Origin of the sequence: Rouxiella badensis (genome assembly GCF_002093665.1) — a bacterium.
In the GTDB taxonomy this organism is placed as follows: domain Bacteria; phylum Pseudomonadota; class Gammaproteobacteria; order Enterobacterales; family Enterobacteriaceae; genus Rouxiella; species Rouxiella badensis.
On sequence record NZ_MRWE01000056.1, the window covers coordinates 1 to 17,617 of the forward strand.

Genomic DNA, 17,617 nt, shown 5'->3' on the forward strand with positions numbered 1-17,617 from the left:
TTATTAGAATGAGTTGGCTTACACACAACAGAACACCCCTTTCTTGCTGTCGGCGGGCTGGCGCGCAAAATTTTGACCAGTAATACGTTCGTCAGCAATGACCACGGGAGCTTTCGGGCAGGGTTTAACACTAGGATGGTATAAGATATGAAATTGCAGCAACTGCGTTACATCGTAGAAGTTGTTAATCACAATCTGAACGTCTCTTCGACGGCAGAAGGCCTCTACACCTCACAGCCAGGCATCAGCAAGCAAGTGCGCATGCTGGAAGATGAACTCGGGATCCAGATTTTTGCCCGCAGCGGTAAACATCTCACTCAGGTTACGCCTGCGGGGCAGGAAATTATCCGTATCGCCCGCGAAGTGCTGTCGAAAGTTGATGCGATTAAAGCCGTAGCTGGAGAGCATACCTATCCTGATAAGGGGTCGCTTTATGTTGCCACGACGCATACTCAGGCGCGCTACGCCTTGCCTAACGTTATCAAGGGCTTTATTGAACGCTATCCGCGAGTTTCTTTGCACATGCATCAAGGGTCACCCACGCAAATAGCCGAGGCGGTATCGAAGGGGAATGCTGATTTTGCCATCGCAACCGAAGCGCTGCACCTTTACGATGACCTGATCATGCTGCCTTGCTATCACTGGAACCGTGCGGTAGTAGTTCAACCGGATCACCCATTGGCGGGCAAAGAAAAAGTCAGCATTGAAGAGCTGGCGTCCTATCCTATCGTGACTTATACCTTCGGATTTACCGGACGTTCAGAGCTGGATACGGCGTTCAACCGTGCCGGATTAACCCCTCGCATCGTCTTTACCGCGACCGACGCCGACGTTATCAAGACTTACGTGCGTTTAGGGCTAGGGGTCGGCGTTATCGCCAGCATGGCGGTCGATCCGGTACAGGATCCAGACCTGGTGACCGTCGATGCCAGCGATATCTTCACCCATAGCACCACCAAAATCGGCTTTCGTCGCAGCACCTTCCTGCGCAGCTACATGTACGATTTTATTCAGCGTTTCGCGCCGCACCTCACGCGTGACGTGGTCGACAGTGCCATCGCACTGCGCTCGAACGAGGATATTGAAGCGCTGTTTAAAGACATCAAACTGCCGCACAAGTAATCCTGCTTCCTTAACCCAGGCCGCCGAGAGTGTGGCCTGGGTCGTTTTAAGCCTGTCCTAACGCCTTTCTCACCGCCGCAAATCACCCAATGTCTATACGCCAAGTTCAAACATCTCATCATCCGTCTGGTTGGTGTCTCAAGGTCTACGCCATGGCACGACTCTCTTAAGCGTGGAAAGGGATAACAAGGCGAGGGATTTGATGGACTTATTCAGTTTGATAGGGGGAACGGGCGGGGGCTTTGGCACAGCAGGTTGCCACTTCGGAAATTAGCCTTTCGTGTTGTTATCAAAATGTTAATGATAATTTGTGTTATCTTTATTAGAGCACTTACTGTCTGACGGGTCTTTCTCGTCAGCTGAACTAGAATGTTTATGCCATAAACAAAAAAAGCGCGTTAAAAGGAGAAGCTATGTCGTCCGATCTTCGCAAGAATAGTCAGGATAAGCTGGCAAACCTCGATAAGGAATATCACTTTTACAGCTTACCCAAAGCCGCCGCCACACTAGGCAATATCGACCGATTGCCTAAGTCTATGAAAGTTTTGCTCGAAAATCTGCTGCGTAACGTTGACGGCGATACCGTCACCGAAGACGATCTGCAGGCGATTGTCGACTGGCAAAAAACGGGCCACGCCGACAGGGAAATTGCCTATCGCCCGGCCCGTGTCCTGATGCAGGACTTCACTGGGGTCCCCGCCGTTGTTGACCTGGCCGCTATGCGCGAGGCCGTTGAGCGCCTGGGCGGCAACGTCAATCAGGTTAATCCTCTGTCTCCGGTTGATCTGGTGATTGACCACTCCGTTACCGTGGATGAGTTCGGCGACCGTGCCGCCTTCGGCGAGAACGTCAAACTGGAAATGGAGCGTAATCACGAGCGCTATATCTTCCTGCGCTGGGGCCAAAAAGCCTTTAACCGTTTCCGCGTCGTGCCGCCGGGTACCGGGATTTGCCACCAGGTTAACCTCGAATATCTCGGCCAGACCGTATGGCATGAACAGCAGGACGGCCGTGAAGTGGCCTATCCTGATACGCTGGTCGGCACCGACTCCCATACCACCATGATAAACGGCCTCGGCGTTTTGGGTTGGGGCTGTGGGGGGATTGAGGCCGAAGCGGCGATGCTCGGACAACCGGTATCGATGCTTATCCCTGACGTCGTCGGATTTAAACTGACCGGCAAGCTGGGTGAGGGCATCACGGCGACCGATCTGGTATTGACCGTGACGCAGATGCTGCGTAAACACGGCGTGGTCGGTAAGTTCGTCGAATTTTACGGTGACGGTCTGGCGGATCTGCCGCTGGCCGATCGTGCGACCATCGCCAATATGTCCCCAGAATTTGGTGCTACCTGCGGCTTCTTCCCGGTGGATGAAGTTACGTTGAGCTACATGAAACTCAGCGGACGCAGCGACGAACAGATTGCGCTGGTACAGGCGTACAGCAAGGCGCAGGGGTTGTGGCGCGAAAAAGGCGATGAGCCTATTTTTACCAGCACGCTCCATCTCGATATGGCGCAGGTCGAGTCCAGTCTGGCAGGGCCAAAGCGTCCTCAGGACCGCGTCGCGCTGCCGAATGTGCCGCAGGCGTTTAAGGCCGCGACTGAACTCGAATTTAGCAACAGCAAAACCCAGCACCGCGACAGCGTGGATTTTAGCTATAAAAACCAGTCGCTACAGCTGAAGACCGGTGCCGTCGTGATAGCGGCTATCACCTCCTGCACCAACACCTCCAACCCGAGCGTGTTGATGGCCGCGGGCCTGCTGGCCAAGAACGCCGTCGCCAAAGGGCTGAAAAGTAAACCTTGGGTGAAAACGTCATTGGCACCGGGTTCTAAAGTGGTGACCGATTATCTTAAAGCCGCAGGCCTGATGCCTGAGCTGGAAAAACTGGGCTTTAATCTGGTGGGTTACGGGTGTACCACCTGTATCGGTAACTCGGGTCCGCTGCCAGACCCTATCGAAGCTGCAATAAAGCAGGCTGATTTGACCGTCGGTGCCGTGCTTTCGGGCAACCGTAACTTCGAGGGTCGTATTCATCCGCTCATTAAAACCAACTGGCTTGCGTCACCCCCGCTGGTGGTGGCCTATGCGCTGGCGGGCAATATGTCGGTCGACTTGACCCATGATTCGCTGGGTGAAGACAGCCACGGCAATCCGGTTTATCTGCGTGACATCTGGCCATCATCGAATGAAATTGCCAAGGCCGTTGAGCAGGTTACGACGGAGATGTTCCATAAAGAGTATGCCGAAGTGTTTAATGGTGACAAGGACTGGCAGAACATCCAGGTCGAAGGCACGCCGACCTATGCCTGGCAGGAAGATTCGACCTACATTCGTCATCCGCCGTTCTTCAGCACCATGAAGGCTGAACCTGATCCCGTTCAGGACATCAAGGATGCCCGTATTCTGGCGATTCTGGCTGACTCGGTGACCACCGACCACATTTCTCCGGCCGGTAACATCAAACTCGAGAGTCCGGCAGGCCGCTACCTCAGCGAGCATGGCGTTAAACCCGGTGACTTCAACTCCTACGGTTCGCGCCGTGGTAACCATGAAGTCATGATGCGCGGTACGTTCGCCAATATTCGTATTCGTAACGAAATGGTGCCCGGTGTCGAAGGCGGCGTGACGCGACACATTCCTTCCGGTGACCAACTGGCGATTTACGATGCGGCGATGCGTTATGAAAAAGAGGGCGTGCCGCTGGCGGTGATCGCGGGCAAAGAGTATGGTTCCGGCTCCAGCCGTGACTGGGCAGCGAAAGGGCCAAGACTGCTCGGCGTACGCGTGGTGATTGCTGAATCCTTCGAACGTATTCACCGTTCAAACCTGATAGGGATGGGGATCCTGCCGCTGGAGTTCCCACAGGGCGTGACGCGCAAAACGCTGAACCTCAAGGGCGATGAAACCATTAGCGTAAGCGGTATGCAGTCGCTCAAGCCGGGTCAGGACGTGCCGGTGCATATTACCTACGCCGACGGTAAAAAAGAGGTGATTAACGCACGCAGCCGTATCGATACCGGCAACGAGTTAACCTACTTCGAGAACGGCGGCATCCTGCATTATGTTATCCGTAAAATGCTCTGATAGCGGTCATTCAGGCATAAAAAAAGCACCGAATCTTCGGTGCTTTTTTGTTGGACACAGTAAACATTACTTGTCCAAAAGATGGCCCATTTTCGCGGCCTTGGTCGCCAGATAGTGTTCGTTCTTCGGGTTGCGACCGACGATTAACGGCACACGTTCGACGATGTTGATCCCGGCCTCGGTCAGAATTTCGACCTTTTTCGGGTTGTTGGTCAACAGGCGAACGGCATCAACTCCGAGCAGCTTGAACATATCTGCGCACAGGGTGAAGTCGCGTTCATCTGCTGCAAAGCCGAGCTGGTGGTTGGCTTCGACGGTGTCGTAGCCTTTATCCTGCAGGGCATAGGCGCGAATTTTATTCAGCAGGCCGATGTTGCGCCCTTCCTGGCGGTGATACATCAGAATACCGCGCCCCTCTTCGGCGATGTGATTCAACGCTGCCTCGAGTTGGAAGCCGCAGTCACAGCGCAGGCTGAACAGGGCATCGCCCGTCAGACATTCGGAATGCACTCGTGCGAGCACCGGCGTATCGCCGTTAATGTCCCCGAAAACCAGCGCCAGGTGATCGTGTCCGGTTGCCAATTCTTCAAAACCCACCATCAGGAAATCGCCCCAAGGTGTTGGCAGTTTGGCTTCTGCCACCCGTTTCAGCTGCATGTTACTCTCCAAAACCTGCAAATATTCTTAATTCTTGTGGCGCATCCTACGTAGAGATGAACGGGTTGACCAGAAAAAATCAGCCGCGCCCCGAACATAGCCTTACTCACAAGTATATCATTCCCGGCTGGACTGCGTTGCAGGCCGCTGCGTAGAATGCGCATTATACATTTCATTTTCATGAATCTTTAGATATTAGGGCCATACAATGTTTCAAATCGCTATAAGGACCACCGGTGCAGCTCTGCTTCTATTACTGATGCCCGTACTAGTGTGGATGAGCGGTTGGCAGTGGGCCCCAGGTATGAGTGACCTCATCTTACGCCCCTTTTACGGGATAACAGAGACGGTTAGTGCGCCGTGGGGCACATTGACCAACATTTTGCTCTGCGTTTGGTTTCTGTGGTGTTTACGCTACCGCATTAAGCCGGCGATTGTTTTGATTGTGCTGCTGAGCGCGGCGGTGCTTATCGGGCAGGGGATCAAGACCTACGTTAAGCAGCAAGTGCAGGAACCGCGCCCTTACGTGCAGTGGCTGGGTAAAACACAGGACATGGACGTGACTGCCTTCTACCAGCAGAAAAGCAAAGCCCGCGGCCAGCAGGTAAAGCAGGAATTAGAAAATAACGCGCAAATCCCGCGCTGGCTGGCCAAAAGTTGGCAGGCGGACACCGGCTTCTCGTTCCCCTCGGGACATACGATGTTTGCCGCCAGTTGGGCGCTGCTTGGTGTGGGTCTGCTGTGGCCACGTCGTCATTATAAGACCGTTGCGGTGCTGATGGTGTGGGCCGCGTTAGTGATGGGCAGCCGCCTGCTGCTGGGCATGCACTGGCCGAGAGACCTGATGGCGTCGGTGGGTATCAGCTGGGTACTCATTACCCTGGCCTGCTGGATAGCACAAAAAGTGTGCGGATCCTTCGCGCCACCACCGCAGGAGCAGCAGGAGATAACCGAGCGTGAACCTGAATAATCGCGCTGACCTTTAATTTTTGCTCGCTAGCCCCATATATTTATTGTGGTGACAAAATAAACGGTCGGGAAAACGTATTGTGACCGTAGGGTTACACATAACGGGTTGCATAATCGCCTGACTGTATGAACTTTCTGCAATGCCGGCATTATCCGGCCTCAAAGTTTCCCAGCTGCGGAAGGAAATGCTAACTTATTAGGTCAGGACGTCAGTTTTTGGCATAATTTATCCGGACTCTCCGGCATTACAGGAATGAATGTGAAATATTTGCTGATTTTTTTGTTCGTGCTGGTCATCGTCGTGATTTCTATCACTCTGGGTGCCCACAACGATCAGGTAGTGACTTTTAATTATTTACTGGCGCAGGGCGATTATCGCGTATCAACGCTGTTAGCCGTGCTGTTTGCGACCGGCTTTGTGTTGGGATGGATAATCTGCGGTCTATTTTATTTGCGCATACGTCTATCTCTCAGCCGTGCACAGCGTAAAATTAAACGTCTAGAGCAGCAAATTGCACCGGTCACGACGGAACCTGCCGTGCCGCAGCACCCGGTCAGTAAGGAATAACCTTTTATGTTAGAACTGCTGTTTCTGTTATTGCCCGTCGCCGCCGCTTACGGCTGGTACATGGGGCGCAGAAGCTCACAACAGGACAAACAGCAGAATGCCAACCGTTTATCTCGCGAGTATGTGGCAGGCGTAAACTTTTTACTCTCCAATCAGCAAGATAAAGCGGTAGACCTGTTTCTCGATATGTTGAAAGAGGACAGCAACACCGTTGAGGCGCATCTGACGCTGGGGAACCTCTTCCGTTCGCGCGGCGAGGTCGATCGGGCCATCCGTATCCACCAGTCGCTGATGGAGAGCGCGTCGCTGACCTTCGAACAGCGTCTGCTCGCCGTGCAGCAGCTTGGGCGTGACTATATGGCCGCGGGTTTCTATGACCGCGCCGAAGACATGTTCAATCAGCTGGTGAAAGAGGAAGACTTCCAGCTCTTTGCCCTGCAACAGCTGCTGATTATTCATCAGGCAACCAGCGACTGGCAAAGTGCTATCGAGGTTGCCGAGAAGCTCATTAAGCTTGGAAAAACCAACAAACGTCAGGAGATCGCGCATTTCTACTGCGAGCTGGCGTTGCAGGCCATGTCCAGCGATGACCTCGACAAGGCCAGCGGACTGCTGAAAAAAGCCGCCTCTGCCGATAAGCTCTGTGCCCGAGTATCCATCATGCAGGGCAGAATTCTGCTGGCGCAGGCGGAATACGGCAAAGCCGCCGAGGCCCTCAAGCGCGTGCTCGAACAAGATAAAGAAGTGGTCAGTGAAACGCTGCCCATGCTGCAAGAGTGCTATCAGCATTTAGACAATCGTCTGGAGTGGGCCGAGTTTCTGAAACGCTGTGTGGATGAAAATACCGGTGCCACGGCTGAACTGATGCTGGCTGAAATCCTGCAACAGGAAGAAGGGCGTGAGGTGGCGCAGCTCTACATCAACCGCCAGCTTCAGCGTCACCCGACCATGCGCGTATTCCACCATTTGATGGATTATCACCTGGCGGATGCCGAGGAGGGGCGTGCGAAAGAGAGCCTGGTGCTGCTGCGTGACATGGTCGGTGAACAGATCCGCACCAAGCCGCGTTATCGCTGCCATAAGTGTGGTTTTACGGCACATTCGCTGTATTGGCATTGCCCGTCATGCCGAGCCTGGGCGACGGTGAAACCGATTCGTGGTCTCGACGGACAATAAAAAAGAAGGGCGTTATTTCTTTTTGCTGTGAGTTTTAGTCGGGGCTTTGTTGATCAGTTGGCGCAGTTTTTTGAGTTCTTTTTGGGTGAGTGCCGGTTCGGTATTTTCACCCAAGTGCTGATTATCAATCTCTGGTTCTTCTACTTTCGCGACCTTCCTGCTTTTCTTGTCTTCTGCTGCAATAAAACTTTCTTCGAGTCGTGCACAGACTTCGGCACTGAGAGAATGTTCACCCTGTAACGCCGCTTCACGGATTTGCTCTTTCAGCGCCAAAGGGATTTTAATGGTTAACGTTGATATCTCACTCATATTTAAGCTTTCCTAAATATAAAACACCAAAGTATGTCAGCTGAGGCAGGCTGTCCACACGTTCACAAAAAATTCATAAAAATGTAACAAAAGCATCGTTCATTTGTCGTGAAAACGATTGGCTGGGATTTATCGGTCATGCCATGTAGAATGCGGGCGTCACAATTTTGTCGTACACTATTTTTGTTCAAAACTTACAAGAGGTTGAAGAAATGAAGTCCGAAAATAACCCTAATAACAACGACTTGAAATCATCACCAATTGTAGTCGCCCTTGATTACGCAAATAAGTCAGCGGCGTTAGATTTTGTTGACCGTATTGACCCTCGCGACTGTCGCCTGAAAATCGGCAAAGAGATGTTTACGCTGTTTGGACCGCAGCTGGTGAAAGATCTGCATGCCCGCGACTTTGACGTCTTTCTCGATCTGAAATTCCACGACATTCCTAACACCGTGGCGCACGCTATCGCGGCTGCGGCCGATCTCGGCGTGTGGATGGTTAACGTTCACGCCAGCGGTGGTGCACGTATGATGGCTGCTGCGAAAAATGCGCTACAGCCATTTGGTCAGGACGCACCTTTGCTGATAGCTGTTACCGTGCTCACCAGCATGGAAGCCAGCGATTTAGCCGATTTGGGTATCAACCTTAGCCCGGCGGACTATGCGCTGCGACTGGCTACACTGACTCGTGACTGTGGCCTTGATGGCGTTGTGTGTTCTGCACAGGAAGCGGTGGCCTTCAAATCGCAGCTGGGTCAGGCATTTAAGCTGGTGACTCCGGGAATTCGTCCCGCGGGTAGCGCCGCCGACGATCAGCGCCGCGTGATGACGCCGCGCGATGCACAGCTGGCAGGGGTAGATTACATGGTCATTGGCCGTCCGATTACGCAGTCTGCCGACCCGGCACAGACGCTGCGTGATATTCGCACCTCTCTGGCATAAAAGGACAGGGTTAATGAAAAATGACGATAACAGCCGGCTGGTTTATTCCACTGAGAGCGGCAGGATTGACGAGCCGAAGGCCAAAATCGAAAGACCGAAGGGCGATGGCGTAGTTCGCATTCAACGCCAGACCAGCGGGCGTAAAGGCAAAGGCGTCTCTCTGATTACCGGCGTTGACCTCGATGATGCCGCATTAGACAAGCTTGCGGCCGAGTTGAAAAAGAAGTGTGGCTGCGGTGGGGCAGTCAAAGACGGCGTGATTGAGATTCAGGGAGACAAAAGGGATTTGCTAAAGCAGCTGTTAGAGGCAAAAAACTTTAAGGTCAAACTCGCAGGTGGGTAAAGCCTGAACTCTCTTTAAATAGCAATCTGCTGCTTTTGAAGGCAGCAGATTGGTCATAAATAAAATTCTTACGTCTTTTCAGAAAACAACCGTTTTGTTTCTTTAAAACTTTTTTAAAACAGTCGCCGATTCCTCAGAGATTTAATAACTGAATATTTAAGCCATTAAGTTTAAATAAACCGTAATTAATTTACTTTAACTTACCGTGGTTTATTTCGCTTAGTTTTAAGGCCTTTACTTATCGGTTAACCTGATGACCTACAACACCACCTACTGCCGCGCCACCAATCGTACCCAGAGCACTACCGTTGGTCAGTACGGCGCCACCCAGAGCACCGACACCGGCACCAATGGCAGTATTACGACCACGGTGTGACATGTTTCCACATGCGCTCACAGACATTACAACAGCAAGTACCATACCAATAGTGGCAATACGTTTATTTAAGAACATTGTCGTTCTCCTAAGAAAGGATATCACTAGCATTTCGTTAATAAGTATAGTTAAAAAAAATCATCTCCGCGGGATTAGCGTAAATTACTCATAACCGCATTGGGAAAACAGGTAAATAGTCTTAATTAAAATTTCATTCTTTTTAACAGCACAAAGCGTCACCTTTTGAAAACGCCGTACGGCAGTCAGTTTTTTCATCGCAGCAGAACAGCACGCACTCTTTAGCTATTTTCACCATACCCCTAAAAGCCTCCTGCTCCGAGAATAAGTAAAAGGGCAGATAAAGGACATTCCGATGCTTAAACAATTGAAAGAACAGGTTCTCGAAGCCAATCTTGCGCTGCCCAGACATCATCTGGTGACCTTTACCTGGGGCAACGTCAGTGCAATTGACAGACAGCAGGGGCTGATGGTGATTAAACCTTCCGGTGTGGAGTATGAGCATATGACGCTGGATGACATGGTGGTGGTTGAGGTTGAAAGTGGCAGAGTCGTTGAAGGCAGTAAAAAACCGTCGTCTGACACCGATACTCACCGTGTTCTCTATATGCGATTTAACGAGATAGGCGGCATTGTGCATACCCACTCACGTCACGCGACTATCTGGGCGCAGGCTGGGCTGGATATTCCAGCCTGGGGCACGACGCACGCCGACTATTTCTATGGCGCAGTCCCCTGTACACGCAAGATGACCGACGATGAGATTGCCGACAAATATGAATGGCAGACCGGCGAGGTTATTGTTGAAACCTTTGCCGAGCGCGGCCTGTCGTCAAAAGACGTGCCCGCCGTGTTGGTTCATTCGCACGGCCCCTTTGCCTGGGGAAAAGACGCCGATAATGCGGTACATAATGCGGTGGTGCTCGAGGAAGTCGCTTATATGGGGATCTTCTCGCAACAGCTGACGCCGCGGCTGGAGGTGATGCAGGCATCGCTGCTCGACAAACACTATCTGCGCAAACACGGTAAGAATGCCTACTACGGGCAATAAAATCACCGCCTTTGCACTTCCAAGAGACTCGCGCCCGCATCCTCCCCGATGTGGGTTTTTTTTGTTGGCCTCACGAAATAGAAACAACTGATCTTAAAAATAGAAACACTGTTTCATTTTTATGGTTGCGATCACTTTTATTTGTTCAATAAATGGCTAATTTAGCACCCATCGGCGAGTTTACTGTCGCTTTCCAGCCGTAGCGCCAGCTCGTTAACCGCAATGACTGCATAACTGACCCGGTGGGAATAACATGCGAATTAAACGTGCAATCGAAAAAATCCCTGGCGGAATGATGCTGGTGCCGCTGTTCATTGGCGCAATCTGCCATACGCTAGCGCCGGATTCAGGCAAATATTTGGGGTCATTCTCCAATGGACTGATGACCGGCACAGTGCCCATTTTAGCGGTCTGGTTTTTTTGTATGGGTGCTTCAATCAAACTCAGTGCCACTGGGACGGTATTGCGTAAATCCGGCACGCTGGTGGTCACCAAAATCGCGATAGCCTGGATTGTTGCGGCCGTTGCCTCAAAATTTATCCCGGAACATGGCGTGGAAATCGGCTTTTTCGCCGGGCTATCAACGCTGGCGCTGGTGGCCTCGATGGACATGACCAACGGCGGACTTTATGCCTCTATCATGCAGCAATACGGAACCAAAGAGGAGGCGGGCGCATTTGTATTGATGTCGCTGGAGTCTGGCCCGCTGATGACGATGGTGATTCTGGGAACGGCAGGTATTGCCTCCTTCGAACCTCACGTATTTGTCGGTGCAGTCCTGCCGTTCCTGATAGGTTTTGCTCTGGGAAATCTGGACTCTGAACTGAGGGAGTTTTTTGGCAAGGCGGTGCAGACGCTGATCCCGTTCTTTGCCTTCGCACTGGGTAACACTATCAATCTGAGCGTGATCGCGCAAACCGGCCTGCTTGGCGTGCTACTGGGGATGTCAGTCATTATTATCACCGGCATTCCGCTGATGCTGGCCGATAAATTTATCGGAGGCGGGGATGGAACCGCAGGTATCGCCGCGTCTAGCTCGGCGGGGGCGGCCGTAGCCACGCCAGTGCTAATAGCCGAAATGGTCCCTCAGTTTAAAGAGGCAGCACCGGCCGCAACGGCGCTGGTGGCCACCTCGGTGATCGTCACTTCCGTATTAGTACCCGTGTTAACCGCGATGTGGTCACGCAGAATCAAAAATCGAGCCGTTAAGGGAAAAGTTATCGAAGAACAGATGGCTCGCATCAAATAAAACCTCGTTATCTTTAAAACGGCCAGCGCCTAATCTTCCTTCACTCCCCCTTTCACTGGCTTAGGTCGATGAGGGGGAATTCATTGAGTTCCGCTTTTAATCTTTAGAGGATTAATAAATTGATTATTTATCCTCTGACGCAAAGGGCCATTTTCTTATGTACTACGCCGTTCAGCGTGATTTCTTTTTCCGTTATGAAACCGTAGCGAGCGTACATTTTTTCAAGATGCGGCTTGGTGTCATCGGCTAAAAGAGAAAGTTTGCTGAGCTGATAGCGCAGAGCCTGCGTTTTGGTTGCGTCAATCAGATACCTTGAGAGTCCTTGCCCGCGAAAAGCAGGGTAAACCGACAGAGAATCGATATACAGCTCGTCGTCTTCAGCTTCTCTTACCAGAGGAAGTGTTGATTCTGTCTCCGCGATAAAAGTGGGTTCCAGATAGCCGGGGAAAGCGAGAATACAGCCCGCGAGATGTCCCTCGATGAAGCAAGCCTGGGTGAACAGATAACTGTAGTAAACGTCCTCGCGGCAAAATCCTCGCCGATAAACCGCTTTCGCCTCCTGTAAATCGCTTTTTCCGGTGAGGTAAAGCAGCGCATTTTCATCGGCAAAGCTAATGAGCTCGATAACCTGTTCTGCGTCGTCTGCGGTGGCAGGTCGAATTACGGGAGAGTCAGTTTTCATGGGGGCTTCATCAAATTACGGACAAGAGTAAGGCAATAATACGCCTGTAAAAAGGCTCAGGCGTATTATCATTCCTTAAATCACAAATTACTCAGACTTAGATTATTTCTTAAATCCTTAACAAGGACATTTACCCAGCTTGCCTGCCTCACTCGGAAAGCGCGCGTTGAGACAGTAGCGATGAAACTCTTTTTCCGTCATCGGTGTTTTCTCAGGGTGATGGACCTGCATATGGCGCACGTAATTAGGATAGTCCTGTACGCCAACCATCAGACGAAAACTTTGCGCTATCCCCTTACCAATAAATTTAACCCACTGGCGCAAGTTTTCAGGGCGAGGAGGACGTGCCACCATGGGCTGACAGCGAGTAATCGTCAGCAAGGCTCTTGGCTGAGCGCGATAAGGTAAACCATATTCAGACATGACGAGCCTCCCGACTAGCAAGCGGGCTGGTTTCGTGCACCGTCGGCTGTGGCGATTTCAGGGCCCTGCGTATCACGAAGAAGGCAGAAACCAGCATAGTGACGGCAACCAGCATAAAGAACCCACAGAGTGCGGCGTTAATCTGGTTATTGAGTACGATAGTGTGCATATCGGCGATAGTTTTTGCCGGTTTGATAATGATGTTGTTATCGATGCCGGCAGAGAATTTGTTCGCCTGTGCGAGGAAGCCAATCGACGGACTCTGGTGGAAGATTTTCTGCCATCCTGCCGTCATAGAGGTGATAAACAGCCATACCGTTGGCAGAATAGTGACCCAGGCATAGCGTTGTTTCTTCATTTTGAATAACACAACGGTGCCGAGGATAAGCGCCATCGATGCCAGCATCTGGTTACCAATCCCAAACAGCGGCCACAGAGTGTTAATCCCTCCCAGCGGATCAACTACGCCTTGATAGACAAAGAATCCCCAACCTGCCACGGAAACCGTGGTGCCTGCGATTGTGCCAATCCAGGAGCGGTTATTGGCAAGGGAAGGCACCGCTACGCCGACCAGGTCCTGCACCATGAATCTGCAGGCGCGGGTACCCGCATCCACCGCGGTTAAAATGAACAAGGCTTCGAAAAGAATCGCAAAGTGATACCAGAAGGCCATCATTACGCGGCTGTTGAATACGTCGCTGATGATATGGGCCATGCCTACCGCGAAGGTCGGTGCGCCTCCGGCACGCGAGAGGATAGACTGTTCACCCACGTCGCGAGCAATAACGGTCAGCATTTCCGGGGTGACGACAAATCCCCAGCCGTTGATAACCTGGGAGGCACTCTCGACCGTCGTGCCAATGAGGGCGGCGGGGGAGTTCATGGCAAAATACACGCCAGGGTCGATAACCGACGCACAAATAAGCGCCATGATGGCAACGAAGGACTCCATTAGCATCGCGCCGTAGCCGATAAAGCGAATATGGCTTTCTTTTTCAATGAGTTTCGGCGTTGTACCGCTTGCGACCAGCGCGTGGAAACCTGAAATCGAGCCGCAGGCAATAGTAATAAACAGGAACGGGAACAGGCCACCGGAGAATACCGGGCCGCTACCGTCAATGAACCGGGTGACCGCTGGCATTTTCATTTCCGGCATCGCGAAAATAATGCCCACCGCCAGTCCGAGAATAACCCCGATTTTCAGGAAAGTTGATAAATAATCGCGGGGGGCCAGTAACAGCCAGACCGGCAGAACTGAAGCAATAAAGCCATAAATCACCAGCACCCAGGTGAGTGTCGTGCCGTGAAGGGTAAAGAAAGGCCCCCAGTAAGGGTCTTGAGCGACATTTCCACCATAAATAATCGCCAGCATCATCAGCACAAAACCAATGATAGAGACTTCGGCAATTTTTCCGGGGCGCAGGAAACGCATGTAAACGCCCATAAACAGTGCGATAGGAATAGTTGCTGCGATGGTGAACAGCCCCCACGGGCTGTCAGCCAGTGCTTTGACCACCACTAGGGCGAGCGCTGACAGGATAATGATCATCACGCCTAACGCGCCGAGCATGGTGACCACACCGGCGAATTCACCCAGCTCCTGCTTGGCCATCTCGCCGAGAGAGCGGCCATCGCGGCGGGTGGAAATAAACAGAATGAGGAAGTCCTGCACCGCACCGGCTAGCATAACGCCGACCAGGATCCAGATGGTGCCTGGCAAAAAGCCCATCTGCGCGGCCAGTATCGGCCCTACCAGCGGGCCTGCACCGGCAATAGCAGCAAAATGGTGGCCGAACAGCACCCACTTGTTGGTTGGTACGTAATCGAGGCCGTCATTTTTCCTGAGTGCCGGGGTGATACGGCGGTCATCCAGACCAAAAACCTTTTTAGCGATAAAAAGGCTGTAGAAGCGATAGGCAATGCTGTAGCAGGCGATAGCGGCGACGACAAGCCAGACGGCGTTAACGTGTTCGCCGCGACTTAGCGCCAGCATGCCAAAAGAAAAGGCTCCCACCAACGCCACCATCAGCCAGAGAATTCCGGACTTGACGTTTGTCATGATCAACAACTCCTTCAATGTGCGACCTTAATGTATGGCCGCTATTCTTCGTTTAAACAGGCGGGCGCAGAAAGAAGAATACCCGGTTCTGTCATAGGTAACTTATTGCAGACATTGAAGATTACAGCGCAAAAAATGCAGTTTCACAGCTGATAAATTAAACATAAAATCAGAAGTGTGATGCAGTAAACGCTTTATGTGAACAAGTAGGGTGAGGGCGATTATTACAGCGCTTTGGCGCACAGTTTTGGCAATAAAAAAACCGGCCTCAGGGGCCGGTTCATCAGGTCTTACAACGCTAAATTAATGCGTAGTTATCAGGCCGCAGGTTTGTCGGCATCGGCTTTGTGCTCACGATGATGCTCAGCCATTTTTTCTGCACGTTTCTGATAGTTTTCGTTAAACTGTTTTTTCTGCGCTGGAGTCAGCAGATTATACATCTTGTTCTCCATGGTAGCGCGCTCCAACATACGGGCAGACTGCTCCTGGCTAATTTTGTCGATTTCGGCCTTCACTTTAGCCTGATCAAAGGTATCGGATGCCACCAGGCCGTGCAGAGTATCCATCTGTTTTTTCATGTCACCGCGATCGTGGCGCGGTCCAGATTCTTTCCACAGCGCTTTCATTTGTGTGCGCTGCTGCTCGGTCAGGTTAAGACCGGCAAATGGATTATAGTGACGCGGTCCTTTATGGTGTTCCATAGCGCCCTGAGTTTGAGCCGGTGCGCCCGTCGCCGGGGTGGTTTCTGCGGCGAAGGCGAAAGAAGCCGAGCTCAGAGCCAGAGTTGAAGCCACAACCATTGCGGTAAGTTTGCGCATAATTCAATTCCTCATTGTTCTGTTTTAGCCAGATTCTGTACCAGCTAGTTTTGTTGCGTACGTTCAGCAGGGGGTTCACCGTGCTGTCTTGACGAAATACAGTCTAACGCGCGAAATGAATAGTAGTGCTAGGTACTGTAAATGTCTGAAAGCAGGCGTGTCACAAACTCTGCAATCGTGGAGAATGTGTTTAGAATTCGTAAGGTTTTCAATCATCCAACTCAAAAAGTAAGTGATAAAACTATGACCGTGATGCGTTATCAGCAGCTTGCGCAAACACTACGTCGCCAAATTGACGCGCAGGTTTGGCTACCTGGTGAAAAACTGCCTTCGTTACGTGAGAGTTGCAAACAGTCAGGGCTTAGCCTGATGACGGTGTTACAGGCTTATCAATTACTTGAAAGTCAGGGGGTGATTGTTTCACGTCCCCAATCGGGGTATTACGTTGCGCCGCGCCAGCACGTTCCCGTAGTGCATCATGCGCAAAGTAATCTGCATGCTGCCGAGGACATTGACGTCAATGATGCTATTTTCAATATTCTTAAAGCTGGACAGGATCCTGACATCGTCCCCTTTGGCTCGGCGTTCCCGGACCCGACGTTGTTTCCTCAGCCGCGGCTGGCTCGTTCTTTGGCCAGCGCCGTCAGACGCATGTCGCCGCATAGCGCCATCGCCAATCTTCCGCCGGGCAACGAGGAGTTACGGCGCAACATTGCACAGCGTTACGCCCAGCAGGGAATAGAAGTGACGCCGGACGAAATTGTTATCACCTCTGGTGCTTTGGAGTCGCTGGGACTCAGCCTTCAGGTGGTGACGCAGCCCGGTGACTGGGTGGCGATAGAATCACCGGCATTTTATGGCGTGTTGCAAGCCATTGAGCGGCGTAAGCTCAAGGCCGTCGCAATCCCGATGGATGTGCAGCAGGGCATGGATTTGCAGGCTCTCGAGCAGGCGCTGGCAACCTACCCCATCAAGGCATGCTGGCTGATGTCGAATTTTCAAAATCCTCTTGGTTGCTCAATGTCAGCAGAGAAGAAACAGCGGCTGGTGGAGATTCTTGAGGCCCATCATGTCGCTATCATCGAAGATGACGTCTATGGTGAACTCTATTTCAACGGCGAACGCCCGATGCCGCTGAAGGTGTCTTCCTACCGTCAGCAGATCCTCCATTGTTCTTCTTTCTCAAAGTGTCTGGCGCCGGGCTTTCGCGTGGGATGGGTCGCGGCGGGTGCGTATGCCTCGCGCATACAGCGCCTGCAGCTTATGAGTACACTGTCGGCGAGTGTGCCGGTGCAGCTCGGGCTGGCCGATTTTCTTCACCAAGGCGCATATGACGCGCATTTACGTCGCCTGCGTCGCCAACTCGAACTCCGCCAAAACGCGATGCGTAACAAAATACTCAAGGCTTTCCCGCCCCAGGTGCGCGTGAGTCAGCCCAGCGGGGGCTACTTCCTTTGGGTTTATTTGGGGGACAAGGTCGATGCGACAAGGGTTTATCAGCAGGCGCTAGCTCGAGGTATAAGCGTTGCGCCGGGAACCATGTTTGCCGTCGACGATCGTTACCGCCACTCCTTGCGGCTGAACAGCTCGTTCGAATGGAATACGCGTGCCGAAGACGCCATAAAAACGCTGGCAGACATTGTGTTCGGTGAGATTGAGAGAAACAAAACATGATGTAGCGCTAATAAACGCCTTTTTCATCCTTGAGTATAGAGGGAATTGAGCGTTTTAATATAAATTCATTAAAGGCCTTGTGATATTTAATGG

The 17,617-nt window shown here is 51.9% G+C and carries 17 protein-coding genes; 10 read left to right on the forward strand and 7 right to left on the reverse strand.

What is annotated here, in order from left to right; all coding sequences use genetic code 11:
• Positions 1-147: 147 nt before the first annotated feature.
• Both cysB and acnA read left to right on the forward strand, forming a co-directional pair.
• Entirely contained in the window at positions 148-1,122 is a 975-nt protein-coding gene (cysB, locus tag BS640_RS21460) for an HTH-type transcriptional regulator CysB (RefSeq protein WP_017493824.1), read from the forward strand.
• 413 nt (positions 1,123-1,535) lie between these two features.
• Complete coding sequence (acnA, locus tag BS640_RS21465; protein ID WP_084913298.1) at positions 1,536-4,211, forward strand: aconitate hydratase AcnA; 2,676 nt, start codon at positions 1,536-1,538, stop codon at positions 4,209-4,211.
• Positions 4,212-4,277: 66 nt separating this feature from the next.
• Here acnA and ribA read toward each other — a convergent pair whose 3' ends face one another.
• Positions 4,278-4,868 (reverse strand): GTP cyclohydrolase II, encoded by a 591-nt coding sequence (ribA, locus tag BS640_RS21470; protein WP_017493826.1) that lies wholly within the window; start codon positions 4,866-4,868, stop codon positions 4,278-4,280.
• 208 nt (positions 4,869-5,076) lie between these two features.
• Between ribA and pgpB the strand changes: the two genes are divergently transcribed.
• From pgpB to lapB, 3 genes are all read left to right on the forward strand, one after another.
• A complete protein-coding gene (gene pgpB / locus BS640_RS21475; protein WP_084913299.1) occupies positions 5,077-5,838 on the forward strand; it encodes a phosphatidylglycerophosphatase B in 762 nt (253 codons plus the stop codon).
• 258 nt (positions 5,839-6,096) lie between these two features.
• Positions 6,097-6,405 carry a LapA family protein gene (locus BS640_RS21480; RefSeq protein ID WP_017493828.1) on the forward strand — a complete coding sequence of 103 codons (309 nt, stop codon included), beginning with the start codon at positions 6,097-6,099 and terminating at the stop codon, positions 6,403-6,405.
• Positions 6,406-6,411: 6 nt separating this feature from the next.
• The gene (gene lapB, locus BS640_RS21485; protein ID WP_017493829.1) at positions 6,412-7,581 is read left to right on the forward strand and encodes a lipopolysaccharide assembly protein LapB; all 1,170 of its coding nucleotides are present in this window, start codon (positions 6,412-6,414) and stop codon (positions 7,579-7,581) included.
• A gap of 12 nt (positions 7,582-7,593) precedes the next feature.
• Here lapB and BS640_RS21490 read toward each other — a convergent pair whose 3' ends face one another.
• Positions 7,594-7,890, reverse strand: a complete 297-nt coding sequence (locus BS640_RS21490) for a hypothetical protein (protein ID WP_017493830.1) — start codon at positions 7,888-7,890, stop codon at positions 7,594-7,596.
• Between the two features lie 212 nt (positions 7,891-8,102).
• On the opposite strand from BS640_RS21490, the gene pyrF reads away from it, so the two are divergent.
• Positions 8,103-8,831, forward strand: a complete 729-nt coding sequence (gene pyrF / locus BS640_RS21495; protein WP_017493831.1) for an orotidine-5'-phosphate decarboxylase — start codon at positions 8,103-8,105, stop codon at positions 8,829-8,831.
• A 13-nt stretch (positions 8,832-8,844) separates the two neighbouring features.
• The gene (gene yciH / locus BS640_RS21500) at positions 8,845-9,174 is read left to right on the forward strand and encodes a stress response translation initiation inhibitor YciH (RefSeq protein ID WP_084913300.1); all 330 of its coding nucleotides are present in this window, start codon (positions 8,845-8,847) and stop codon (positions 9,172-9,174) included.
• Positions 9,175-9,412: 238 nt separating this feature from the next.
• Here the strand turns inward: yciH and osmB are convergent, their stop codons facing one another.
• Positions 9,413-9,628 (reverse strand): osmotically-inducible lipoprotein OsmB, encoded by a 216-nt coding sequence (gene osmB / locus BS640_RS21505; RefSeq protein ID WP_081601468.1) that lies wholly within the window; start codon positions 9,626-9,628, stop codon positions 9,413-9,415.
• 295 nt (positions 9,629-9,923) lie between these two features.
• On the opposite strand from osmB, the gene araD reads away from it, so the two are divergent.
• Together araD and kdgT are read left to right on the forward strand one after the other, a co-directional pair.
• Positions 9,924-10,619: an L-ribulose-5-phosphate 4-epimerase gene (gene araD / locus BS640_RS21510; RefSeq protein ID WP_084913301.1), complete on the forward strand. Its 696-nt coding sequence runs from the start codon at positions 9,924-9,926 to the stop codon at positions 10,617-10,619.
• 253 nt (positions 10,620-10,872) lie between these two features.
• Complete coding sequence (gene kdgT, locus BS640_RS21515; protein WP_084913302.1) at positions 10,873-11,868, forward strand: 2-keto-3-deoxygluconate transporter; 996 nt, start codon at positions 10,873-10,875, stop codon at positions 11,866-11,868.
• Positions 11,869-11,995: 127 nt separating this feature from the next.
• Here the strand turns inward: kdgT and BS640_RS21520 are convergent, their stop codons facing one another.
• The 4 genes from BS640_RS21520 to spy all read right to left on the reverse strand — a co-directional run bounded on the left by BS640_RS21520 (position 11,996) and on the right by spy (position 15,850).
• Positions 11,996-12,550: a GNAT family N-acetyltransferase gene (locus BS640_RS21520; RefSeq protein WP_084913303.1), complete on the reverse strand. Its 555-nt coding sequence runs from the start codon at positions 12,548-12,550 to the stop codon at positions 11,996-11,998.
• Between the two features lie 117 nt (positions 12,551-12,667).
• On the reverse strand, positions 12,668-12,973 hold the full coding sequence (locus BS640_RS21525) for a YbdD/YjiX family protein (protein WP_084913304.1): 306 nt from the start codon (positions 12,971-12,973) through the stop codon (positions 12,668-12,670).
• Entirely contained in the window at positions 12,966-15,032 is a 2,067-nt protein-coding gene (locus tag BS640_RS21530) for a carbon starvation CstA family protein (RefSeq protein ID WP_084913305.1), read from the reverse strand. Before BS640_RS21530 ends, BS640_RS21525 begins: the two co-directional genes overlap by 8 nt.
• A gap of 317 nt (positions 15,033-15,349) precedes the next feature.
• A complete protein-coding gene (gene spy, locus BS640_RS21535) occupies positions 15,350-15,850 on the reverse strand; it encodes an ATP-independent periplasmic protein-refolding chaperone Spy (protein WP_084913306.1) in 501 nt (166 codons plus the stop codon).
• 243 nt (positions 15,851-16,093) lie between these two features.
• On the opposite strand from spy, the gene BS640_RS21540 reads away from it, so the two are divergent.
• Positions 16,094-17,524: an aminotransferase-like domain-containing protein gene (locus BS640_RS21540; protein WP_017493224.1), complete on the forward strand. Its 1,431-nt coding sequence runs from the start codon at positions 16,094-16,096 to the stop codon at positions 17,522-17,524.
• The last annotated feature ends 93 nt before the right edge of the window (positions 17,525-17,617 follow it).